General features: G+C 73.8%; 18 protein-coding genes and 1 riboswitch. Of the genes, 10 read left to right on the top strand and 8 right to left on the bottom strand.

Going from position 1 to position 22653, the window contains the following annotated elements:
• Nucleotides 1-50: 50 nt before the first annotated feature.
• Together FHX71_RS10560 and FHX71_RS10555 are read left to right on the top strand one after the other, a co-directional pair.
• Nucleotides 51-4406 carry a GH92 family glycosyl hydrolase gene (locus FHX71_RS10560; RefSeq protein WP_246402501.1) on the top strand — a complete coding sequence of 1452 codons (4356 nt, stop codon included), beginning with the start codon at nucleotides 51-53 and terminating at the stop codon, nucleotides 4404-4406.
• Between the two features lie 835 nt (nucleotides 4407-5241).
• Nucleotides 5242-6804, top strand: a complete 1563-nt coding sequence (locus tag FHX71_RS10555) for a ricin-type beta-trefoil lectin domain protein (RefSeq protein ID WP_312876998.1) — start codon at nucleotides 5242-5244, stop codon at nucleotides 6802-6804.
• Nucleotides 6805-6883: 79 nt separating this feature from the next.
• On the opposite strand, the gene metE is transcribed toward FHX71_RS10555, so the two are convergent.
• From metE to FHX71_RS10530, 5 genes are all read right to left on the bottom strand, one after another.
• Nucleotides 6884-9277, bottom strand: a complete 2394-nt coding sequence (metE, locus tag FHX71_RS10550; RefSeq protein ID WP_246402499.1) for a 5-methyltetrahydropteroyltriglutamate--homocysteine S-methyltransferase — start codon at nucleotides 9275-9277, stop codon at nucleotides 6884-6886.
• 8 nt (nucleotides 9278-9285) lie between these two features.
• Nucleotides 9286-9389: riboswitch (SAM riboswitch) on the bottom strand.
• A 370-nt stretch (nucleotides 9390-9759) separates the two neighbouring features.
• Nucleotides 9760-11076: an MFS transporter gene (locus tag FHX71_RS10545; RefSeq protein ID WP_182616022.1), complete on the bottom strand. Its 1317-nt coding sequence runs from the start codon at nucleotides 11074-11076 to the stop codon at nucleotides 9760-9762.
• A 196-nt stretch (nucleotides 11077-11272) separates the two neighbouring features.
• A complete protein-coding gene (locus tag FHX71_RS10540; RefSeq protein ID WP_182616020.1) occupies nucleotides 11273-11809 on the bottom strand; it encodes a GNAT family N-acetyltransferase in 537 nt (178 codons plus the stop codon).
• Between the two features lie 10 nt (nucleotides 11810-11819).
• Nucleotides 11820-12737 carry a hypothetical protein gene (locus FHX71_RS10535; protein WP_182616018.1) on the bottom strand — a complete coding sequence of 306 codons (918 nt, stop codon included), beginning with the start codon at nucleotides 12735-12737 and terminating at the stop codon, nucleotides 11820-11822.
• Between the two features lies 1 nt (nucleotide 12738).
• On the bottom strand, nucleotides 12739-13182 hold the full coding sequence (locus FHX71_RS10530; RefSeq protein ID WP_312876997.1) for a sigma-70 family RNA polymerase sigma factor: 444 nt from the start codon (nucleotides 13180-13182) through the stop codon (nucleotides 12739-12741).
• 283 nt (nucleotides 13183-13465) lie between these two features.
• On the opposite strand from FHX71_RS10530, the gene FHX71_RS30025 reads away from it, so the two are divergent.
• The 4 genes from FHX71_RS30025 to FHX71_RS10510 all read left to right on the top strand — a co-directional run bounded on the left by FHX71_RS30025 (nucleotide 13466) and on the right by FHX71_RS10510 (nucleotide 17036).
• Nucleotides 13466-14452 carry a M15 family metallopeptidase gene (locus tag FHX71_RS30025; protein ID WP_182616016.1) on the top strand — a complete coding sequence of 329 codons (987 nt, stop codon included), beginning with the start codon at nucleotides 13466-13468 and terminating at the stop codon, nucleotides 14450-14452.
• A 76-nt stretch (nucleotides 14453-14528) separates the two neighbouring features.
• Nucleotides 14529-15368, top strand: coding sequence for an ABC transporter ATP-binding protein (locus FHX71_RS10520; RefSeq protein ID WP_220489624.1), 840 nt, complete (start codon nucleotides 14529-14531; stop codon nucleotides 15366-15368).
• On the top strand, nucleotides 15365-16162 hold the full coding sequence (locus FHX71_RS10515; RefSeq protein WP_182616014.1) for an ABC transporter permease: 798 nt from the start codon (nucleotides 15365-15367) through the stop codon (nucleotides 16160-16162). The genes FHX71_RS10520 and FHX71_RS10515 overlap by 4 nt, the downstream gene beginning before the upstream one ends.
• A 4-nt stretch (nucleotides 16163-16166) precedes the next feature.
• The gene (locus FHX71_RS10510) at nucleotides 16167-17036 is read left to right on the top strand and encodes a MerR family transcriptional regulator (protein ID WP_182616012.1); all 870 of its coding nucleotides are present in this window, start codon (nucleotides 16167-16169) and stop codon (nucleotides 17034-17036) included.
• A gap of 169 nt (nucleotides 17037-17205) precedes the next feature.
• Here the strand turns inward: FHX71_RS10510 and FHX71_RS10505 are convergent, their stop codons facing one another.
• Nucleotides 17206-17661, bottom strand: coding sequence for a DoxX family protein (locus FHX71_RS10505; RefSeq protein ID WP_182616010.1), 456 nt, complete (start codon nucleotides 17659-17661; stop codon nucleotides 17206-17208).
• A gap of 113 nt (nucleotides 17662-17774) precedes the next feature.
• Between FHX71_RS10505 and FHX71_RS10500 the strand changes: the two genes are divergently transcribed.
• Nucleotides 17775-18290: a TetR/AcrR family transcriptional regulator gene (locus FHX71_RS10500; RefSeq protein WP_182616008.1), complete on the top strand. Its 516-nt coding sequence runs from the start codon at nucleotides 17775-17777 to the stop codon at nucleotides 18288-18290.
• Between the two features lie 92 nt (nucleotides 18291-18382).
• Here the strand turns inward: FHX71_RS10500 and FHX71_RS10495 are convergent, their stop codons facing one another.
• Nucleotides 18383-19324, bottom strand: a complete 942-nt coding sequence (locus FHX71_RS10495) for an AraC family transcriptional regulator (protein ID WP_182616006.1) — start codon at nucleotides 19322-19324, stop codon at nucleotides 18383-18385.
• A gap of 196 nt (nucleotides 19325-19520) precedes the next feature.
• On the opposite strand from FHX71_RS10495, the gene FHX71_RS10490 reads away from it, so the two are divergent.
• The 3 genes from FHX71_RS10490 to FHX71_RS10480 all read left to right on the top strand — a co-directional run bounded on the left by FHX71_RS10490 (nucleotide 19521) and on the right by FHX71_RS10480 (nucleotide 21942).
• On the top strand, nucleotides 19521-20279 hold the full coding sequence (locus FHX71_RS10490) for an SDR family NAD(P)-dependent oxidoreductase (RefSeq protein ID WP_182616004.1): 759 nt from the start codon (nucleotides 19521-19523) through the stop codon (nucleotides 20277-20279).
• Nucleotides 20280-20331: 52 nt separating this feature from the next.
• Nucleotides 20332-20940, top strand: coding sequence for a putative glycolipid-binding domain-containing protein (locus FHX71_RS10485; protein WP_182616003.1), 609 nt, complete (start codon nucleotides 20332-20334; stop codon nucleotides 20938-20940).
• 165 nt (nucleotides 20941-21105) lie between these two features.
• A complete protein-coding gene (locus tag FHX71_RS10480; protein ID WP_312876996.1) occupies nucleotides 21106-21942 on the top strand; it encodes an HAD family hydrolase in 837 nt (278 codons plus the stop codon).
• A gap of 48 nt (nucleotides 21943-21990) precedes the next feature.
• Here FHX71_RS10480 and FHX71_RS10475 read toward each other — a convergent pair whose 3' ends face one another.
• Entirely contained in the window at nucleotides 21991-22614 is a 624-nt protein-coding gene (locus FHX71_RS10475; protein ID WP_182615998.1) for a TetR/AcrR family transcriptional regulator, read from the bottom strand.
• Nucleotides 22615-22653 lie beyond the last annotated feature (39 nt).

Raw genomic sequence — 22653 nt, 5'->3', positions numbered from 1 at the left:
ACCTACGTTCGGCACGCGACAGCGCTGTCAGCCGACGAGGGAGACCACCCATGTCCATAGTCACCGGCCGGGCCAGATCCCGGCGGGCGGCCGCCGCTCTCTCGGGAGCGCTCGCCCTGGTTCTTGCCATCCCTGCGGGCGCCGCGCTGGCGGCGCCCGCCGGCACGTCACCGGGCGTCGCTGCGTCACCGGGCACGGCGACGGGGCCCGGCCACGGCGCGCGCGGCGACTTCGCGACCTCCTTCGAGGACGACGACGCGGCGCCGCTGGAGAGCACCCCGGCCGAGCGCGACGGGGCGCCGTGGCAGGAGAACGTCGGCGAGCTCGTCGTCGGGCTGCCGGGCAGCGTGCTGGACCGCGTGTCCGCCGTCGGAGCCAGCGCGGAGAACCTGCCGAACGAGGGCGCGGCAAACCTCGCAGACGCGTCGTCGGCCACGAAGTGGCTCGCGTTCGCGACCACCGGCTGGGTCACCTACGAGATGACCGAGCCGACGGCGGTCACGGCCTACGCGCTGACCTCGGCGAACGACTTCGCCGACCGGGACCCGCGCGCCTGGACCCTGCAGGGCTCCACCGACGGCGAGACCTGGGAGACCCTCGACGAGCGCTCCGGCGAGGCGTTCGAGGACCGCTTCGAGCAGCGGACCTTCGAGCTCGACGGGCCGACCGCCGCGTACACCTGGTTCCGGCTGGACGTCACGCAGAACGCGGGCGCGGGCATCGTGCAGCTCGCCGACTGGGACCTGTCCGCCGACCTCACCGAGCAGCCCGCGGACCGGCCGATGACCACCGCCGTCGGCTCCGGGCCCACCACCGTGGACCTCACGAACAAGAAGGACGTCGGCTTCACCGGCACCGCCTCCCTGCGGTACGACGGCGGGCACCAGGCCGACGGCGCGGCGCACGCGACCAACGTCCTGTACGACGACGTCGACGTCCGCGTGGGGCGCGACACCCGCCTGAGCTGGAAGATCTTCCCCGAGCTGCTGGGCGACCTGGAGTACCCGTCCACCTACGCGAGCGTGGACCTGCGGTTCACCGACGGCACCTACCTGTCCGACCTGGACGCGCGCGACGCGCACGGCACCGCCGCGACGGCCGCCGGCCAGGGCGCGGGCAAGATCCTGTACGCCGACCAGTGGAACTCCGTGCGCGTCGACCTCGGGTCGGTCGCGAAGGGGAAGACGATCGACCAGGTGCTGCTCGGCTACGACAACGACGCCGGCTCCGCCGCCACGAAGTTCGCCGGCTGGCTGGACGACGTCGCCATCGAGGCCAAGCCGGAGCGGATCGACGGGCGCAGCCTGACCAGCTACGTGGACACCCGCCGCGGCACGCTGTCCAGCGGGTCGTTTTCGCGCGGCAACAACGTGCCGGCCACGGCCGTGCCGAACGGCTTCAACTTCTGGACGCCGCTGACCAACGCCTCCTCGCAGACCTGGCTGTACGAGTACCAGGCCGCGAACGACGAGCAGAACCGCCCGGTGCTGCAGGGCATCGGCATCTCGCACGAGCCCAGCCCCTGGATGGGCGACCGCAACCAGCTCGCCTTCCAGCCGGCCACCGGCGCGGGCGTGCCCGACGGCGGCCTGGACGCGCGCGGGCTGGCGTTCGACCACGCCGACGAGACCGCCCGGCCCGACTACTACGGCGTGACCTTCGCCGACGGGATCAAGGCCGAGGTGACGCCGACGGACCACGCGGCGGTGCTGCGGTACACGTTCCCCAAGGGTGCCTCGGACAACAAGGGCCACGTGCTCGTCGACCGCGTCGCCGGCTCCTCGAAGCTGTCGTTCGACGCCGCGACCGGCGAGCTGAGCGGCTGGGTCGAGAACGGCAGCGGGCTCTCGGTCGGACGGACCCGGATGTACGTCACCGGCACGTTCGACCGCGCGCCGTCGGCCGTGGGAGAGGCGGCGGGCGACCGCGCCGGCGCCCGCTACGCGACGTTCGACACGACCAAGGACCGCACGGTCGAGCTGCGCGTGGCGACGTCGTTCATCGGGCTGGAGCAGGCGCGCGCCAACCTCGCGCTGGAGGCCACGGGCCGCTCCTTCGAGAAGGTCCAGCGCGCGGCCGAGCGTGAGTGGAACGACCGGCTCGGCGTCATCGAGACGCAGGGCGGCAGCGAGGACGAGCTCGTCACGCTCTACTCCAACCTGTACCGCCTCAACCTCTACCCGAACTCGCAGTTCGAGAACACCGGCACCGCCAAGCGGCCCGTGTACCAGTACGCGAGCCCCGTGACCGCGCCGTCGGGCGAGGCGACCGACACCGCGACGAACGCGAAGATCGCCGACGGCAAGATCTACGTGAACAACGGGTTCTGGGACACGTACCGCACGGCCTGGCCGGCGTACTCGTTCCTGTACCCGGAGATCGCCGAGGAGCTCGTCGACGGGTTCACGCAGCAGTACCGCGACGGCGGCTGGATCGCGCGCTGGTCCTCCCCGGGCTACGCCGACCTCATGACGGGCACGTCGTCGGACGTCGCGTTCGCCGACGCCTACCTCAAGGGCTCCCTGCCCACCGACAAGGCGCTCGACGCCTACGACGCCGCGCTGAAGAACGGCACCGTGGCCCCGCCGAACAACGCCGTGGGCCGCAAGGGCCTGGAGACCTCACCGTTCCTCGGCTTCACGCCGGAGAGCACCCACGAGTCCGTCTCCTGGGGCCTGGAGGGGCTGATCAACGACTTCGGCATCGGCAACATGGCCGCGGCGCTCGCCGAGGACCGCCGGGTTCCCCGGGAGCGGCGCGAGACGCTGCGGGAGGAGTCGGCCTACTTCCTGGAGCGCGCCACGCACTACGGCGAGCTCTTCGACCCGGAGATCGACTTCTTCCAGCCGCGGCACGCCGACGGCTCGTTCCTCAACGCGCCCGAGGACTACGACCCGCGCACCTGGGGCGGGGGCTACACCGAGACCAGCGGCTGGAACTTCTCGTTCCACGCGCCCCAGGACCCGCGCGGCCTCGGCAACCTCTACGGCGGGCAGCAGGGCCTCGAGGACAAGCTCGACACCTTCTTCGCCACGCCCGAGGACGCCACCCACACCGGCGGCTACGGCGGCGTCATCCACGAGATGCGCGAGGCGCGAGACATCCGGCTCGGCCAGTGGGGCATGAGCAACCAGGTCTCCCACCACATCCCGTGGCTGTACGACGCCGCGGGCGCGCCGCACAAGACCCAGGAGATCGTCCGGGAGGTCACGCGCCGGCTCTTCGTGGGCAGCGAGATCGGCCAGGGCTACCCGGGCGACGAGGACAACGGCGAGATGTCGTCGTGGTGGATCTTCGCCGCGCTCGGCTTCTACCCGCTGCAGGTCGGGTCGGACCAGTACGCCATCGGCTCGCCGCTGTTCGACAAGGCGACCGTGCACCTGCCCGACGGCGACCTCGTGATCAACGCGCGGGGCAACTCCGTGGAGAACGTCTACGTGCAGTCGCTGCGCGTGGACGGGAAGTCGCGGACGTCGACGTCGCTGTCGCAGGAGGACCTGTCGGGCGGTGCCCGGCTGGACTTCGTGATGGGGCCGGAGCCGTCCGCGTGGGGCACCGGGGCGGACGACGCGCCGCCGTCGCTCACGGAGGGCGACGAGCCGCCGACGCCTTCCAGGGACGCGACGGCGACTGGGACTGTTGTTGTTGCCGACGGGTCGGCTGCTGACGCCGACGCGCTGGTGGACGACACCTCGGCGACGCGCACCACGTTCGCGACCGGCACGCCGACGATCACGTGGGACGGGTCCGGGACTGCGGCCACGGTGGGCACGTACACGCTCACCTCGGGGGTGGCGGGCACGGCGGCGCCGTCGGCCTGGCGCCTGGAGGGGTCGGACGACGGGGAGTCGTGGACCGTGCTCGACGAGCGGTCCGGGCAGGAGTTCCGCTGGGCGCTGCAGACCCGGACGTTCGAGGTGGAGGACCCGGCGGAGTACGGGCAGCTGCGGATCGTGGTGGAGGGGTCGGCTGTCATTGGTGGTGGGGCCGCTGCAGACGGCGACCTGTCGCTTGCCGAGGTCCAGCTCCTCGCGGACCAGGGGGCGGGCGCCGACGTCGTGCCGCTCAAGGCCGCCGCAGCGCCCGACGCCGAGACGCGGGCCGAGACCCGGGCCGCCGGCAAGGCGGAGGACGCGGCGGACGGCGTCACGGTGTGGGCCGCCCCGGCCTGCGCCGACGGCGACTCGACGCTGCGGGTCGTGGTGGACGGCGCCGAGGACGCGTCCGTCCGGGTCACGACCGACTTCGGTGCCCAGACCCTGAAGGGCGGCGGCGAGCTCACGTTCGACGCGGGCTCCGCACGGGTCGGCACCGGTGCGGTGACCGCGGTCGTCACGGCGACAGTGGACGGTCAGAAGGCGACCGAGACGGTGACCGTGCCGTACCAGGCGGCCGCCTGCGGCTGACCTGCACCCTGCGGGACCTGCACCCTGCGGGGCCTGCACACTGCGGGACCTGCGGGACCTGCGGGACCCGCGGGACCCCGACGGGCGGTCTGCCCCGGCTTCACGGCCGGGGTGGGCCGCCCGTCGGGCTGCCCTGGTAGGCGCTGCCGCCGAGGTAAGCAGTCTCCTGGGATGTGCAACTGAGATCGGTCCGATGCGTTGAGACCGGTCCAGCGGGGGACCGATCTCAACCCAACCGACCGATCTCGATGTTCGGATCTGAGCAGCCCCTCGGCGGTCTCACGGGCAGGGCCGGCCGGCCGTCGGGCTATGCGGGTGCGCCCTGCCGAGCCCTCCGGTGCCTGGATGTCATGCCGAGGTCGGCAGGTTCCTGGCGCGGGCACCTGAGATCGGTCTCTTGCATTGAAACCGGTCACCCGATGGACCGGTCTCAACGCAAGAGACCGATCTCAAATTTCGGCCCCTGTGCCCCTGTGCCCCTGTGGGCTGGGGGCTGGGGGCTCACATCCGGGGTGGCTGTCCGTCGGGCTGTTCCGGTTCCCTTCGCTGCTGAGGTCGGCAGTCTCCTGGGGTGGGCAACTGAGATCGGTCCTTTGCGTTGAGAACGGTCCATCGGGGGACCGGTCTCAACGCATCCGACCGATCTCAAGGAGGGGCCCCGGCAGCCCCCTCGGGCCGTGTCAGCGCATAAGGGATGGATAGGTACTTTCCACACAGCGTCCTCCCAACCGTTTTGGAGGTGGGGCGGCGTCAATACGCTCCGTGGCACACGAGGTTCCCCAGGCCTGATGAGGAGCACATCACCATGTCACGATCCCTGAGAACGTCACGTTCCGTGATAGCGCTGTCAGCCGCCGTGCTGATGGTCGGCACGGCACTGACGGGCGCGAGCGCGGCGGGCGCCGCCCCCGCAACCCAGAGCGCACAGAGCGCCGAGAACGTCCGGGCCGCCGACGCCGCCGACACACCAGACACCCTGCCCAGCGGCCAGGTCCGCGCGATGGAGCGCGACCTCGGCCTCACCAAGGCCGAGATCCCCGGCCGCCTTGCCCGCGACGCCGACGCCGCGATCGTCGAGGCCCACCTCACCGCAAAGCTCGGCGGCCGCTACGGCGGCACCTGGCTGCCCGACGGCGCCGACGCCCCGCGCGTCGCCGTGACCAGCGCGGCCGCGGCCAAGGTGGCCGAGGAGGCGGGCGCGGACGCCGTCGTCGTCGACCACAGCCTGGACGAGCTGAACGGGTGGAAGGAGGCCCTCGACGACGTGGGCGCCCCCACCTCGGTGCACGCCTGGTACGCGGACCCGGCCACCAACGAGGTGGTGGTCGAGGCGTCCGACGTCGCGGCGGCCAAGGCGATGATCGCCGAGTCCGACGTGCCGGCCGGCGTCGTGCGCGTGGAGAAGTCGAAGGTCGCGCCGCAGACCGCGCGCGACATCCGCGGCGGCGACGAGTTCCACAAGCCGCTCGGCAACGGGTACGTGACGCTGTGCTCGATCGGCTTCGCGGTCTCGGGCGGGTTCGTCACGGCCGGGCACTGCGGCTCGACCGGCGACCCGGTCAACGCGCCCGACGGTGCCGCGCTCGGCACCTACCGCGGCTCCACCTTCCCGGGCCGCGACTGGGCCTGGGTGGGCACCAACGGCAATTGGACGCCGACCCCGGCGGTGAACAACTACGCGGGCGGCACGACGGCGGTCGCCGGCTCGAACGAGCAGGGCATCGGCGCGGCGGTGTGCCGTTCTGGTCGCACCACGGGCTGGCGCTGCGGCGTCATCCAGGAGAAGAACGTGACCATCAACTACGGCTCGGGCGACATCCCGGGCATGGCCACGGGCTCGGCGTGCGCCGAGGGTGGCGACTCGGGCGGCTCGGTGCTCTCGGGCAACCAGGCGCAGGGCGTCACCTCGGGCCGCATCGGCGACTGCTCCTCGAACGGCCGGTTCATCTATCAGCCGGTCAACCCGATCCTGAGCAACTACGGCCTGCAGCTCACCACCACGGGCGGCGGCGGGGGCAGCGGCCGGCCGCTGGTCGGGCTCGCGGGCAAGTGCATCGACGTGCCGAACTCGGACTTCTCCGACGGCAAGCGGCTGCAGCTCTGGACCTGCAACGGCACCGGCGCGCAGAACTTCGCGTTCCAGGCCGACGGCACGCTGCGGGCGGGCGGCAAGTGCATGGACGTCGCGGGGGCCAACACGGGCGACGGCACCGCCGTGCAGCTCGCCAACTGCAGCGGCAACCCGGCGCAGCAGTTCACGCTGAGCGGGGCGGGCGACCTGGTCTCGATCCTCGCGAACAAGTGCGTGGACGTGCCGAACAGCAACAGCGCGAACGGCACGCAGCTCCAGATCTGGACCTGCAACGGCACCGCGGCCCAGAAGTGGCGCGTGGGCTGACCCCTAGAACCCGTTGAGTGCTGGGTATTTGCGGCTCAGATGCAGCTGAAGCGACAAATACCCAGCACTCAACGACCTGTTACAGGGTGGCGCGGACCGTTCGGGCCGCGGTGACCAGGTTGGCCAGGGACTCCTTGGTCTCCGCGTAGGCGCGGGTCTTCAGGCCGCAGTCCGGGTTGACCCAGACCAGCCGCGGGTCGATCGACTTGGCGGCGAGCTCGACCAGGTCGGTCACCTCGTCGACGGACGGCACGCGCGGGCTGTGGATGTCGTAGACCCCCGGCCCGATGCCGCGCCCGTACCCGGCGTCGGCCAGCTCCGGGACGATCTCCATGCGGGAGCGGGCCGCCTCCACGGACGTGACGTCCGCGTCGAGGCCGTCGATCGCACCGATGACCTGCCCGAACTCCGAGTAGCACAGGTGCGTGTGCACCTGCGTCGCGGTGTCGGCCCCGGCGGTCGAGAGCCGGAACGAGCGCACCGACCAGTCGAGGTAGCCCGGGTGCGCGGCACGGCGCAGCGGCAGCAGCTCGCGCAGCGCAGGCTCGTCCACCTGCACGACGCCGATGCCCGCCGCCTCCAGGTCGGTCACCTCGTCGCGCAGCGCCAGGGCGACCTGGTCGGCGGTGTCGCCGAGGGGCAGGTCGTCGCGCACGAACGACCAGGCCAGGATCGTCACCGGACCCGTGAGCATGCCCTTGACCGGCTTGTCCGTCAGCGACGCCGCGTACGCCGTCCACTCGACGGTCAGGGGTGCGGGCCGGGACACGTCGCCCCACAGGATCGGCGGACGCACACAGCGCGAGCCGTACGACTGCACCCAGCCGTTGACGGTCGTCGCGAAGCCGTCGAGCTGCTCGGCGAAGTACTGCACCATGTCGTTGCGCTCGGGCTCGCCGTGCACCAGCACGTCCAGGCCCAGCTCCTCCTGGAGCGCGACCGTGCTCGCGATCTCGGCGCGCATCGCGGCCGTGTAGTCGGCGTCGGACAGCTCGCCCCGCACCCACGCGGCCCGCGTGCTGCGGATCTCGGAGGTCTGCGGGAACGACCCGATCGTCGTCGTCGGCAGCGGGGGCAGGTTCAGCCGCGCCTGCTGCGCGGCGGCACGCTCCGCGTACGGCGCGCGCTCGCCGTCGGCGGGCGTCAGCGCGGCGGTCCGCTCGCGCACCTCCGGGACGACGACGCCGGGCGCCGCCGCACGCGAACGCACCGCCGCCGTCGACTCCGCGAGCCGGTCCGCGACCGCGGCGCGACCCTCGGCCAGGCCCGTGGCCAGCGTGGCGACCTCGCCGACCTTCTGGTCGGCGAACGCGAGCCAGGACTTCAGGTCCTCGCCGAGGCGGGGCTCGTCGGCGACGTCGTGCGGCACGTGCAGCAGCGACGTCGACGTGCCGACGGCGAGTGCGCCGGCGCCGAGCCCGGAGCCCGGGGCGGCGAGGCCCTCCAGCGTGCTGAGGCGGGCGTCGAGGTCGGCGCGCCAGATGTTGTGGCCGTCGATCACTCCCGCGACCAGGGTCTTGTTCTCCAGGCCGGGCACGGGGCCCGCGGGGACGGCGCCGCGCACCAGGTCGATCGCGACGGCCTCGACGTCGGTGCCGGCCAGCAGGGCGAGGCCGTCTCCGGCGTCGCTGCGCAGGTCGCCGTACGGGGCTGTGACCAGGATCGCGGGGCGTTGCGCCGGGGTGTCGCCGTCGGCGGTGGGGGAGAGCTCGGTCGCCAGCGCGGTGTAGGCGCGGCGGACGGCGTCGGCCACCTCGTCGAAGGGGACGTCCAGCAGGTCGGTGACCAGGGCGGGCTCGTCGAGCTGCACCCAGGGCGCGCCCGCGGCAGCCAGCGCGCGGAGCAGGTCGGCGTACGCGGCGACGACGTCGTCGAGCCGGTCGAGGGGGCGGAAGCCCTCCGGCGAACCGTCCGCCGGCTTGCTCAGGAGGAGGAACGTGACCGGGCCGACGAAGGCGGGGCGGGTGACGACGGCCTGGCCGCCGTCGGCCGGGTTCGCGAGCTCGGTGAACTCGCGCACGGCGCGGTCGTCGGTGTAGCCGATCGGGGTGTCCGGGCCGATCTCCGGGACCAGGTAGTGGTAGTTCGTGTCGAACCACTTGGTCATCTCGAGCGGCGCGTTGTCGCCCTCGCCGCGAGCCACGGTGAAGTAGGCGTCCAGCGGCAGGCGGCCGCCGTCGGTGGTGAGCCCGGCGAACCGGTCGGGCACGGCGCCCAGCAGGGCGACGGCGTCGAGCACCTGGTCGTAGTAGGAGAACGAGCCGGGGACGGCGGCGGTCCCGGCCTCCAGGCCCAGGTCGACGAGGCGGCGCGCGGTGGCCAGCCGCAGGTCGCGGGCGGTGGCCTCCAGCTCGTCGGCGGTGGTGCGGCCGGCCCAGAAGGACTCGACCGCGCGCTTGAGCTCGCGGCGTCGGCCGATGCGCGGGTAGCCCAGGACGGTGGCGTTCGGAAGGTGCGTGTTCGTGACTGCCATGCGTATCAGCTCCATCGGACCTGGCGTTAGCACCTTGCCCCGAGATTGGCGCCTCGGAGGTAGGTTGCTGCGGTGTCGTGGAGCCAGGACTCTCGACCGCTCTGGATGATGAGATCTGATCGTAGGCATGCCCGGGATGTGGTCGGCAAACCGTCCACGCCTCGGACGTTTTGTTGATGCCGCGATGGTGCGGATAAAAAGTGTGCCAAGCGGCGCAGCCGCGGGCCGGGTCGGGGGAGCGTGGCGGGGCCGGCCGGGGGGCTGTCGGGCGTGGGCTGTCGGGCGCGGTGCGGACCATGCACCTGCTGCCAGGAGCGTGGGCGTTCTGGCAGCAGGTGCATGGTCCGGTTTGGTCGGCGGGTGCCCGTCAGTGGTTGAGCTTCAGGGGCGGCCGGGCGGGCATGGCCGGTCAGGGGCAGACGGCCCGACGGCGCGGGCAGACGCTGGGCTCGTCAGCGCCCGGCCCGCCGACGTCGGGCCGGTCAGACGGCCGGCTCTTGTGGGCGGCGTCGGGCTGTCGCGAACCACAGCGCGGCGGCGACGGCGGCCAGCGCCGCGCTGACCAGCAGCGGGCCGGCGGTCCCGATCAGGCCGAGCGCGACGCCGCCGAACACCGGGCCGAGCAGGGCGCCCAGGTTGAGGGCGACCGTCGAGAACGCGCCGCCCAGCGTCGGGGCGGCGTGGGCCGCCGCCATGCTGCGGGCGATCAGCGTGCCGCCGACGGCGAACGACAGCGCGCCCTGCACCGGCGCGAGTACCCAGACGACGTCTGGGCTGAGCGAAGCGGGGCCCACGGCGAGCGCGGCCCACAGGACCCAGCCGGCGAGCAGTGCCGGCCCGGCGACAGCGAGCAGGAGGCCGCCGTGCCGGTCGGCGAGGCGGCCCGCTGCCGAGACCCCGGCGAACGCCCCCAGTCCGAACAGCGCCAGCACCACCGGCACGAGCGGCGAGCCGAGGCCCGCGCCGTCCGTCACGATGACCGCCAGGTAGGTGAACGCGCAGAACGTCGCGCCGTTGACCAGCACCCCGAGCGCGAGGTTCCGCCGCAGGACGGGGGACCGGAGATTGCCGAGTTCCGCCCGCAGGCCCACCCGAGCGGGCGTCCTGTCGACGGCGGGCGACGCGCCCGATCCTGTCCCGGTACGAGACTCTGCCCCGGAGCCGGAGCCGGAGCCGGAGCCGGAGCCGGAGCCGGAGCCGGAGCCGGAGCCGGAGCCGGAGCCGGAGCCGGAGCCGGAGCCGGAGCCGGCCCCCGGCTGAACCGGCGTCAGCCACGCCACGGTGACCAGCGCCGCCGCCGACACCCCGGCGATCGCCCATAGGGCCGACCGCCAGCCCCAGAGCTCGCCGAGCAGCGCGCCGGCCGGGACGCCGGCGACGAGCGCGAGCGTCGTGCCGCCGAGGATCACGGCCAGCGCCCGGGCCTGCCGACCGGCCGGGACGACGCGTGGCACGGTCGAGAGCGCGACGGCGAGGAAGCCCGCGTTCGCCAGCGCGGCCACGAACCGCGTGCCGAGCAGCACGGAGAACTGGCCGGTCAGCGCGCCCACGACATGCGCGGCGACGAAGACCAGCAGGCATGCGGACAGGGTCCAGCGGGGCGGGAGGCGGCGTCCGACGACGGCGGTCAGCGGCGCGCCGACCACCATCCCGACCGCGAAGCCCGAGGTGAGGTATCCGGCCTGGGCGAGCGAGACGCCCAGGTCGGCGGAGATGCCGGGCACGAGTCCGGCGAGGACGAATTCCGACGTGCCTTGCGCGAAGACCGCGACCGCGAGCACGTACAGCAGGACAGGCATGAACGACTCCGAAGGGGGAGGGGAACGGGTAGGCCGGGACGGCACTACGGGCCCTTCGGATGCGCGGGAGCTGCCCGCTCACAGGTGCGGCGGGGCGGAGCGGCCGGCCCACGACGGGCTCGGCTCCCTGCTCTCTACAGGGGCATCTCGGGCTACCGGAGTACCGGCAGCCCTGACCTGGATGCTTCTGGAGACCTCACGCGGTGAAACTAGCACGCACGGGCCCGGGCGCCGGCTCGGTTTTCTGCCCCGGCCCCGGCCCCGGCCCCGGCAACGGTTCGGGCACCGGCAGCCGACGTCGCCAGGCGACCTCGCGGTCGAGCTGCCCCGTCGAGCGGAACAGCGCGACCTGGTGGGCGTCGGGCAGCGCGGCGGCGAGCGCCTGCGTCGTCGTCGGGCCGAAGCCGAGCTTCTGCCAGAAGCCGCCCGACCGGCGGGAGAACAGCCACGCCTCGTGCGCCCCGGCGTCGGCGGCCCGGTCCAGGGCGAAGCGGGCCAGCCGGAGGCCGTCCCCGGCGCCGCGCAGGTCGGGCCGGACGGCGACGCTGCGGACCAGCGCGTGCTCGCCGTCCGCGCCGAGCTCGAACCCCGTGGTCGCGGCGACAGCACCGGTGTCGTCGCGCTCCAGCCAGAGGCAGACGGCGGGCTCCGCGAGGGCGGCGACCGTCAGGTCGGCCGCGCGCAGGAACGCGGCCAGGTCGTCGAGGTCGGCGGGTGTGGCGGGGCGGAGCACGCGCGGGAGCCTAGCGCGGAGGGGGGCTCTCCTCCGTCGGCGCCGCGCTCGGCACGGTGCACCCCGACCAGCTCAGCTCGCTGCGCACCTGGATCTGCTTGCCGCCGTCGGACTCCGCCCAGATCTCGCCGGAGACCGGCAGCCAGGTCGTGGTGTCGACGAGCAGCTCGACGCGGGTCACGTCGCCGCCTTGCACCTGCGCGTCCGACGGCGTGACGCCGATGCGGGCGACCGTCTGCCCGTCCCGCTCCGAGATCCCGAGGTCGTCGTGCAGCCGCTGGTTGGTGCCGTCGTAGCCGGCGAGTCCGAGCACGACGGCGGCCGTCGACGCCTGCAGCACCTCCAGCGGCAACTGGTCCAGCGGGGCCTTGGGCGTCTCGAGCCGGGCGTCGGCGGGGACGAAGCGCAGCGTCGACGCGTCGCCGAGGGTCGAGCGGATCTTCGCGCCGCACTCCCCGCCCGACATCGCCTTGCCCGCGCGGGTCACCACCTCGCCCGGCGTCAGCCAGGTGGTGGACGACGGCGACGCACTCGGGGTGCTCGTCCCTGGCGTGCCGGCGCCGGGGGCCGAGCCTGGAAGGGCGCCCGGTCCCGGGGTGCCGGTCAGGCTCAGCGCGAGGACTCCGGCGACGACGGCGGCCGCTGCCGTCGTCCACGCGAGGGCGTGTCCGCGCCGCGACGCCGACGACGTGGGCCGACGTCCGGCCTGGACCCGCCCCGGCTCCGAGGCGTCACGGAGCAGCACCTCGACGTTCCCGGCGTCGGCCCAGGACTCGTCGGGGTCGGCGTCCTGCCCGGATGCGCGCCCCTCGGCCCGCGTCCGTCCATCCGCCCGCGCGCGGGACTCGGCGTACGCCCGCGCCAGGTCGAGCTCGGTGTCGGCCTCGCGCAGCGCGCGGCGGGCGCGGGTCAGCTCGTCGTCTGCCACGTCAGGCTCCTTCCTCGGTCAGCCGGTCGTACGCCGCGCGCAGGCGGCGTCGGGCACGGTGCACCCGGGTGGCCGCGAGCGCCGTCGTGCAGCCCAGGACCTGGGCGACCTCCGCGGTGGTGAGCTCCGCGGCGGCGAGCAGCGCGATGACCTCCCGGTCGGTGGGCCGGAGCAGGTTCATAGCGCGGGTGAGCTCGTCGAGCTCCCCGACCAGGCGGACGTCGTCGGCGCCGGTCGGGGCCGGGTGCGTGCGCACCCGTTCCACGAGGGCGGTCCGCCGGTGCCGTGCGCGCGCCTGGTTGGCCATCACCCGGCGCGCGACGCCGAGGAGCCACGCCCGCGGGTTGTCCGGCACCTCGCCCTTGCGCCACGTGATCGCGAAGACCTCGGCCACGACGTCCTCCGCCTCGGCGGCGGGCATCCGGGCGCGGGCGTACCGGTACACGGCGCGGGCGTGCGCGGCGAAGAGCTCCTCGGTGCGCGCGGGCGTGAGCGGGCCGTGCGTGCCGGCGTGCGGCTCGGTGTCGGTGGGCAGGATCGGCAGGGCGGGCTCCGGGTTCTCCGTCGGTGTCCGGGTGGTCGGTCTCGGGCGCGGGTTCCCGCCTGCTGCGGGAGGTGCTTCCGGGACAGTGTGTCCGGCAGCCGCTCGCCCATGTCACGTCCCGGATGTTGCCCACGTCACAGCCCGGCGCTGACATCGCGCGCGGGCCGCCGCACACGACGCCGGTGTGACCACCTTCCCGGACATCTCGCCCGTACCGCGCGCCGTCGTCGTCCTCGCGGCCGCGACGTTCCTTGCCACGACGACACTGCTCAGCGGGTGCGCCGCAGGCGCCGCCACCTCTGGTCTGCCGGGTTCGGGGCAGGCGGCCGGGGCTGCGTCAGGACCGGCGTCGAGCGAACAGTCGGGCACGGGCGCGGGGGAGGCGTCCGCCGAGGCGCCAGCCGCAGCAGCCGGGACGACGCCGGAGCCCGCCAGGGCGCAGGCCGGCACGGACGAGCGTGCCGCCGCCGTCGGCTCGGACAGCCAGGACCCGGACGGCCCAGACCCGGACGGTTCACGACCGGACGCCGCCCGCCCCGCCGACGCGTCCGCCGTCGGCCAGGAGGACCCCGCGCAGAACCTGGACCTCTCCGCCCGCTCGGCCACCGACCCGGCGAGCCCGTGGGTGGTCGTGAACAAGCGCACGCCGCTCGACCCGGTCGACCACGAGCCCGACCTCACCACGGTGCGCGGCTACCTGGTCCGGCCCGACGTCGCGCCCGACCTCACCGCCCTGCTGGCCGCCGCCGACGCCGACGGCGTCCGCCTCACGCTGCGCAGCGCCTACCGCGGCTACGCCAAGCAGGCCGCGGTCTACGAGGGCTGGGTGGCGCAGCTCGGCGCGGCGCAGGCGGACGCCGTCTCCGCGCGGCCCGGGCACAGCGAGCACCAGACGGGACTGGCGGTCGACGTCGGCGGCACGACGCGGCCGGAGTGCGACTTCGAGCCGTGCTTCGGCCGGACGCCGGAGGGCCGGTGGGTCGCCGAGCACGCCACGACCTACGGCTTCCTGGTCCGGTACACGCCGCAGAACAGCGCGGTGACGGGGTACGCCCCCGAGGCCTGGCACCTGCGCTGGGTGGGCCGCGACCTGACGGCGTACCTGGACGACGCCGGCATCACCACGCTGGAGGAGGCCTTCGACGTGCCTGGCGGGGGATACGCCCGCTGACCGGCTCGCGCCGCCGGCGTCGTCCTGCGCCGAAGGGCTTGACCTTGCCGTAGCGGCAACCCTGCACGCTGCGGTCATGACCACACCAGACACCCCCGCTCCAGAAGCCCCCGCCTCAGAAGGCCCCGCGATCGAGGTCGCCGGGCTGCACAAGTCCTACGGTGACCATCACGTGCTCGACGGCGTCGACCTCGCCGTCCCCGCCGGCTCCGTCTACGCCCTGCTGGGGCCGAACGGCGCGGGCAAGACCACCATGGTGAACGTCCTGTCCACGCTGCTCGCGGCCGACGCCGGCACGGTGCGGGTCGCCGGGCACGACGTCCGCCGGGAGCCCGCCCGGGTGCGGTCGGCGATCGGCGTCACGGGCCAGTTCTCGGCGATCGACATGTTCCTCACGGGCCGCGAGAACCTGCGGCTCATGGCCGACCTGAGCCACCTCGACAAGCGGGCCGCCGTCCGCGACGTCGCGACCCTGCTCGGCCGGTTCGACCTGACCGACGCCGCCGACCGCCGCGCCCTGACCTGGTCCGGCGGCATGCAGCGCCGCCTGGACCTCGCGATGACGCTCATCACCCGGCCGCGGCTGATCTTCCTCGACGAGCCGACGACGGGGCTCGACCCGCGCAGCCGCCGCGCCGTCTGGCAGGTGGTCCGGGAGCAGGTGGCCGACGGCGTCACCGTGCTCCTGACCACGCAGTACCTCGAGGAGGCCGACGCCCTGGCGGACCGCGTCGGCGTGCTCGACGCCGGCACGCTCGTCGCCGAGGGGACGCCCGCCGAGCTCAAGGCGCAGGTCCCGGGCGACGCGCCCAGCCTCGACGACGTGTTCCTCGCGCTCACGGGGCACGCCGCGGGCCCAGTCGACACCGCCACGGCCGACATCGACACCGTCGCCCCGGAGGTGGATGCACGATGAGCACCACCTACGCCGTCCGCGACTCGGTGACGATGCTGCGCCGCAACCTGCGGCACCTGAGCCGCTACCCGTCGCTCGCGCTCATGCTGATCGCGATCCCCGTCGTGTTCCTGCTGCTGTTCGTCTACGTCTTCGGCGGCACGCTCGGCGCGGGCCTCCCGGTCGACGGCGGAGGCGGCCGCGCCGACTACCTCAACTACCTGGTGCCCGGCATCTGGATCATGACGGTGGCCAGCGTCGCGAACGGGACCGCCGTCGCCGTCGCCATCGACCGCACGGGCGGGATGTTCGACCGCTTCCGGACCATGGACATCGCCCAGGTCTCGGTGCTGACCGGGCACGTGCTCGGCGCCGTGATCCGCACCCTGCTCGCGCTGACGGTCATGGTCGGGTTCGCGCTGCTGCTCGGCTTCCGGTCGGCGGCCGGGGTCGCCGGCTGGTTCGGCGTCGCTGGGCTCGTGCTGCTCCTGGCGTTCTCGTTCACCTGGCTGACGGTCGCGATGGGGCTGGCCGCCGGCAGCATCGAGACGGCGAGCAACACCCCGCTGGTCCTCATGGTGCTGCCGTTCGTGAGCAGCGGTTTCGTCCCGACCGAGCAGATGCCGCCCGGGCTGCGGCACTTCGCCGAGCACCAGCCGTTCACGCCGGTCATCGAGACGCTGCGCGCCCTGACGTCGGGCGCTCCGGTGGGCTCGGACGGCTGGACCGCCGTCGTCTGGTGCGTCGCGATCGGTCTGGCGGGCTATGTCTGGTCCCGCCGTGAGCTGACCGCGGTAGGTCGGAGGGGAAGATGAGGGCGTGCTGACTATCGCGCAGGTCGCGGCGTACGTCGGGGTGACGGCGCGCGCCGTCCGCCACTACCACGCCGTCGGGCTGCTGCCGGAGCCCGAGCGCGACCACTCCGGCTACCGCCGGTACGGGGCGCAGGACGTCGTGGACCTGATCCGGGTCAAGATCCTGGCCGACGCCGGCGTGCCGCTGGCCCGCGTCCAGGAGCTGCTGCGCGCCACCGAGGAGGAGTTCACGGCCGCCGTCGCCGAGATCGACGCCCGGCTCCGCTCGGAGATCGAGGAACGCGAACGGCACCGGGAGCGCATCGCGCGGCTCGCCGCGGGCGACAGCCTGGCCCTGCCGCCCGAGGGCACCGCCTACCTGGACCGGTGGCGGGAGCTCGGCGTCCCCGAACGGGTCGTCGCGATCGAGCGGGACAGCTGGATCCTGACCCTCGCCGCGTACCCTCCCGAGCAGGTCGCCGCCGCCATGGCGGACAAGGGCCTGCTGCTGGACGACGCCGAGTTCGTCGACCTCCTGCGCTCGATCGGCGAGGGGATCGACTGGGCGCCCGACGACCCGCGGCTGCCCGGCCTGGCCGACAAGGTGGCGGCGGTCCTGGACCGTCACGCCGGGTGGTCGGGTGGCGGGGCTGGCTCCGCCCCGGGCGGCGGGGTGGGCGAGGGGAGCGGTGCCGGGAGCAGGGACGGGACCGGCGGCGAGGCCGGCGGCGCGTCCAGCGAGATGGAGCGCGGGCTCGTCGAGATGTTCGACTCGCTCGCCCTCGACTCGATCCCGGCGGGCCGGCGCCTGGAGTCGCTGTTGGAGGAGCGCGGCTGGCGAGGCTGGACCCGCCAGCAACGCGTCCAGCCCCGCCCCCGCCCCTACCAGCCGTAGTCCGACAACTGACCACAGCACCTCCTGCCAGCAGCGGTTGACCACAGCGGTTGCTGCCAGGCGACCCCCTCGTCTGGCAGCAACCGCTGTGGTCAACACCTGCCCGGAGGGCTGGGGCGGCAGGCGGCAGGCGGCAGGCGGCAGGCGGCGGGCGGGCGGCGGCACGCCGTCAGAAGGGGAGCCAGACGATCGCCGACAGTGCCGCCAGGTAGAGGGCCTGTTCCGCCAGACGGCGTCCGACCGGGGTGGGCGGCTGACCGCCGAACAGGACGCCGCGTCGCGCCGCCGAGATGTTCGCCGGCGTCATGGCGAGCGTCAGGAGCCCGAGGCAGATCGCCGCGGCGGACGCCGTCGTCGGGACCAGCAGGCCGATCGCCCCGGCGAGCTCCAGGACCCCGGTGCCCGCGACCAGCATGTCGGGGCGCGGCAGGCCCGGCGGCACCATGCGCACGAGGTCCGCGCGGACGCGGGGGATCAGCCGCCCCGACGCCGCGAGCAGGTAGACGGCGGCGACGCCGACCCGGGCGGCGTCGTGCCAGGAGTCGAGGGCCGGGACCGCGAGCAGGCCGAGCAGGCGCGCGAGCGCCGTGACCGTGATCAGCAGGACGGGCAGGGGAACGGGCATGGCCGGGGTCCAATCTTGACGGCGACAAGTTCGTGCGACACCTCACCACCGCGGGTGCTATCTTGTCAATGGCAAGTTCGGCTGAACGTAGAACACAGGGAGACCGGAGCCGCATGAGCTATCACCACGGCGACCTGCGCCGGACCATGACCGACGCCGCCGCGACCGCCGTCGCCGAGCGCGGGCCCGCCGGGCTGAGCCTGCGCGAGCTCGCCCGGCTCGCCGGGGTCTCCCACGCGGCGCCCGCCCACCACTTCGGCGACAAGGCCGGCGTGCTCATGGCCGTCGCGACCGAGGGCTTCACGCTGCTCGCCGAGGCCCTCGCCGAGGCGGGCGACGACCTGCTCGCCGCCGGCGTCGCCTACGTGCGGTTCGCCGTGGACCACCCCGGGCACTTCGCCGTCATGTTCGACCGCAGCCTCCTGCACGGCGACGACGCCGACCTGCGCGCGGCCGAGCAGGCGGCATCCGGGGCGCTCGCGGGCCTGGCCCCCGACGCCGACGGCGCGCGCGCCGCCTGGTCCGTCGCGCACGGCTTCGCGAGTCTGTGGCTGTCCGGCGCGATCTCCGGGCCCGACGTCGTCGCGGCGGCGGAGCCGGTGCTGCGCCGCCTGGTCCCGGACGCCTGACGCCGGCGTCGGCCACCGCAATGTGACCATGCATCTGCTGCCAGAGGAGCCGCCCCGCTGGCAGCAGGTGCATGGTCTCCCACCGGCCGGGATCAGCCAGCGGCGCCCGCGCTCACCCGCCTCGCCCGGTCCCGGCCCGGCGGGGCGCCGAACAGCCGCCGGTACTCCCGGTTGAACTGGGCCGCGCTCTCGTAGCCGACGTCGAACGCGACGCGCGCGACGCTGGTGTCCCGTGAGGCGAGGATCTGGCGCGCCGTCGCCAGCCGGAGCTGCTTTTGGAACTGGAGCGGGCTCGACCCGGTGACCGTGCGGAACGTGCGGTGGAAGGCGGACACGCTCAGGCCCGCGCGCCGCGCGAGCTCCTCGATGCGGACCGGTTCGGCGGCGTTGTCCCGGATCCACTGCACGACGCCGCTGACCCGGCTGACCTTGCTGTCGGCCAGCCCGAGCTGCCGGACGGCGTCACCCTGCGGCCCCGTGACCAGCAGCCACAGGATCTCGCGCTGCACCATCGGACCCAGCACGGGCAGGTCACGCGGCCGGTCCAGCAGCCGGATCAGCCGCCCGACGGCGTCCAGCAGCTCCGCGGGCGCCCGGCTCGTCGCCAGCGCGCGCACGGCGGGGCCGCGGCCTGCGAGGCCAGCGGAGGACGGGCCGGCTCCGGCGGCAGCGGGAGCCCCCGCCGTCGTCTCCGCCGTCAGCAGCAGCTCCGCGATGGCGGGGGCGGTCAGCGTCATCCCGAAGCCCAGCGCCGGCGCCTCCTCGCTCGCCCGCGTGAACCGGCCGATCACGGGCAGGTCGATCGACGTGACCAGGTACTCGCCCGGCCCGTACGCGACGGTCTCGGCGCCCAGCCGCAGCTCCTTGGTGCCCTGCGTGATGAGCGCGAACGTGGTGCCCGTCGTCGACGCCTCCGGGCTGCCCGGCCGCGTCTCGCGCGAGAGGAACACCCCGGGCAGCGGCTCGCTGGTGCCTGCGGGCACCCGCCGGTCCATCAGTTCGCGCAGCTCGTCCAGCCCACGCACCTCGTCCATGCCGACCAGCCTCCTCCTCGTCCGTCCCATCGTGACGACCGGAGCAGGATCAGGCAAGAACCCGCGAGGAACGCCCTCCCCGCCACATTCCCGTAGGGCCTTGAATTGTCGAGGAGTCAGGACAGCACGCCCTCGGCCCCACGCACGAGACCAGCAGCACTATCCGGCAATCACACCACCAGGACAAGAGGCAGACATGTCGATCACCATCGTCGTCGGGGCCAGCTCCGGCATCGGGCAGGCCGCCGCGATCCGCGCCGCGGAGGGCGGCTCCGGCGTCGTCGTCACCTACAACGCGAACCGGGACGGCGCCCTGAAGACCGTCGCCCGCATCGAGGAGGCGGGTGGCACCGCCGTCGCGCTCCCGCTCGACGTCGGCGACAGCGCCACGTTCCCCGCGTTCCGCGGCGCCGTCGAGCGCGCGCTGGCCGAGACCTGGGGCGCCCGCACGGTCACGGGCCTGGTCAACAACGCCGGGTACGGCGGCGGCACCCTGTTCGCGGACACCACGGAGCAGCAGCTCGACGACTTCTACCGCGTCATCTTCAAGGGCCCCTACCTGGTGACCCAGGCGCTGCTCCCGCTGATCGAGGACGGCGGCGCCATCGTCAACACCGCCAGCAGCTCCGCGGGCACGGCCGGGCTGTCGGAGGGCTACTCGGCCTACGGGTCCATGAAGGGCGCCGTCATCGTGCTGACCCGCTACCTCGCCAAGGAGCTGGGGCCGCGCGGCATCCGCGTCAACTCGGTCTCCCCGGGCCCCACGCGCACCCCGTTCGCCGGCGGCGCGTTCGAGGAGTACCCCGAGCTGACCGCCGAGCTCGTCGGGCGCACCGCCCTCGGCCGCCTCGGCGAGCCCGACGACGCCGGCTCCGTCATCGCGTTCCTCCTGTCCGACGGCGGCCGCTGGGTCACCGCGCAGGACATCGAGGTCACCGGCGGTTTCAACCTGTAGCCGCCCTCCACAACCGCCCCTGAAGCCCGCGCCGAGTGGCTAGGGTCGAACCATGCGGCTGCGACCGGTGCCCCCGGTGTCGGCCTGGACCCACACCGGGGTCCGGGCCGGCTTCGAGGTGCTGTTCGTCGAGCAGACGGCGGACGGGCTGGTGCTGCGCGGGCACACCACCGCCGTCGAGGGTGGCGAGGCATGGGCGGTCGGGTACCGGATCGACGTCGACCACCGGTGGCGTACCCGCGAGGCCAGGATCGAGGCGGTGACGGCCGCCGAGACCGTGCGCCTCACGCTCGAACGGACCGACCTCACCGCGGCGGAGAGCCCGGCGGACGGCGCCCGCTGGCTGGTCGACGGCGTGCCCGACGACCGGTTCGACGACTGCGTCGACGTGGACCTCGAGTCGTCGGCCGTGACGAACACGCTGCCGCTCCACCGGCTCGACCTGCGGCGCGGGCAGGCCCATGCCGCGCCTGCGCTGTTCGTCCGGGCGGGGCGGCTCTCCGTTGAGCCGGTCGAGCAGGAGTACCGGCTTCGCGAGCGCACCCAGGACCAGATCAGCCTCGACTACACCTCGGCGACCTTCGACTTCGCGTGCGTCCTCACCTGCGACGCCTCCGGGCTGGTGCTGGAGTATCCAGGGATCGCCGTCCGCGAGCGCTGAGCCGCACCTGGACGGTGGCGTCGCGAAACCGCCCCGGCGTGTATCGTTTCGGCCGCCGCAGGCCTCTGACCTGGGACAAGACCGCTCGCGACCGAAAAGGTGCGAGTTCCAAAATGTCCTAGTATGAGGGATGATGGGCCCGCCACCTATCACCAGGGGAATTTCGTGACCGCGACCGCCTCCGGGCCCACCGCAGCGCCACCCGACGTACCTACGTCCACACCCGCCCTCGTCGCCTGCGACGTGGACGGGACCCTTGTCCGCACGGGACGCCGGGCCACCCCCGCCGTCATCGACGCGCTCGGGGCCGTGCGCGCCGCGGGGCACCACCTGGTGATCGCCACCGGCCGGTCCCTGTCGAGCGCGGTGCAGGTGGTGCGCCAGCTCGGCATCCGCGACGGCTGGGTGGTCGCGTCGAACGGTGCGGTGACCGCGCGGCTGCGCCCGGACGGGTACTCGGTGGTCCAGGCGGTTCCCGTGGACGCCGAGCCCGTGGTCCGGCTGGTCGCCCGCACCCGGCCCGACCTGCGGATCGCCGCCGAGGTCGTCGGTACCGGCTACCGCGTCACAAGGCGGTTCCCCGACCGGCAGCTCAGCGGGCACCAGGAGGTGCTGCGCCACGTCGAGGAGCTCTGGGCGCGCCCGACGCCGCGCCTGGTGGTGTACGGGCAGTGGGCCCAGCGGCTCACGCCCACGCTGCGCGCCTCGGGCGTCACGGCGATCGCCGCCCGCGTGGACTGGGTGGACGTCACCGCTCCCGGCGCCGGCAAGGCCGCCGCGCTGGAGAGCATCCGTGCCGGGCTCGGCGTCGCGCCGTCCCGGACGGTCGCGATCGGGGACGGCGAGGGCGACCTCGACATGCTGGCCTGGGCGGCCCTGTCGATCGCCATGGGGCACGCGCCCGCGGCCGTCCGCGCCGCCGCCAGCCGTGTCACGGGCACCCTCGACCAGGACGGCGCGGCGTCCGCCCTGTCCGACGCGCTCCTGCTGCCGGCGTCCTGACCCAACCTGATCGGACCCGGCCGGCCCCGGCTGGCGTGATCGGCGGGCCTAGCGCGCGCCGTAGCGCGCGACCATCGTGGTGACGGCGTCGTCGACGACGCGCTCGGTCTCGGCGTTGCTCGGGTCCCAGCCGACGACGGTCAGCCGCGGCCAGAAGGCGAAGTTCGAGATCATCCCCATGAACTGGGTGGTGGCCGCGACCGGGTCGTCGATGCGCGCGGACCCGGCGTCGTGCTCGGCGGCGAGGTAGCGTCGCACGGCGTCGAAGAACGGCATCTTGCCGACGTCGAAGTGCGTCTCGGCGAGCGCCGGGAAGCGCGGCATCTCCGCGATGACGATGCGGTACAGGCCGACCATCTCCGGCCGGGACATGAGGTCCGCGTACCTGCGCCCGTACTCGGCCAGGCCGGTGGCGAGGTCGCCGGGTGCGGGTTCCGGCGGGGCGTCGTCGGCGAGGCTCCAGTGCTCCTTGACCATCGCCTCGAACAGGTTCGCCTTCGTGGGGAACTGCTTGAACAGCGTGGCCTTCGAGACCTCCGCGGCCTCGGCCACGCGGGCGAGTGACGTGCCGGCGTAGCCGTTGTCCAGGAACAGGCCGGTGGCGGCGGTGATGATCGCCGCGCGCTTCCGCTCCGCGAGCTGCTGGTGGTACGTGCCGGTCCCGGTCGCCATGCCCCCATCATGCCCCAGGGTATGAGGTGAGTCGCTTGA

It is taken from the genome of Promicromonospora sukumoe (assembly GCF_014137995.1).
Classification (GTDB): domain Bacteria; phylum Actinomycetota; class Actinomycetes; order Actinomycetales; family Cellulomonadaceae; genus Promicromonospora; species Promicromonospora sukumoe.
The sequence above is the reverse complement of the archived record's forward strand: the minus strand, read 5'-3'. Positions and strand labels throughout refer to the sequence as shown.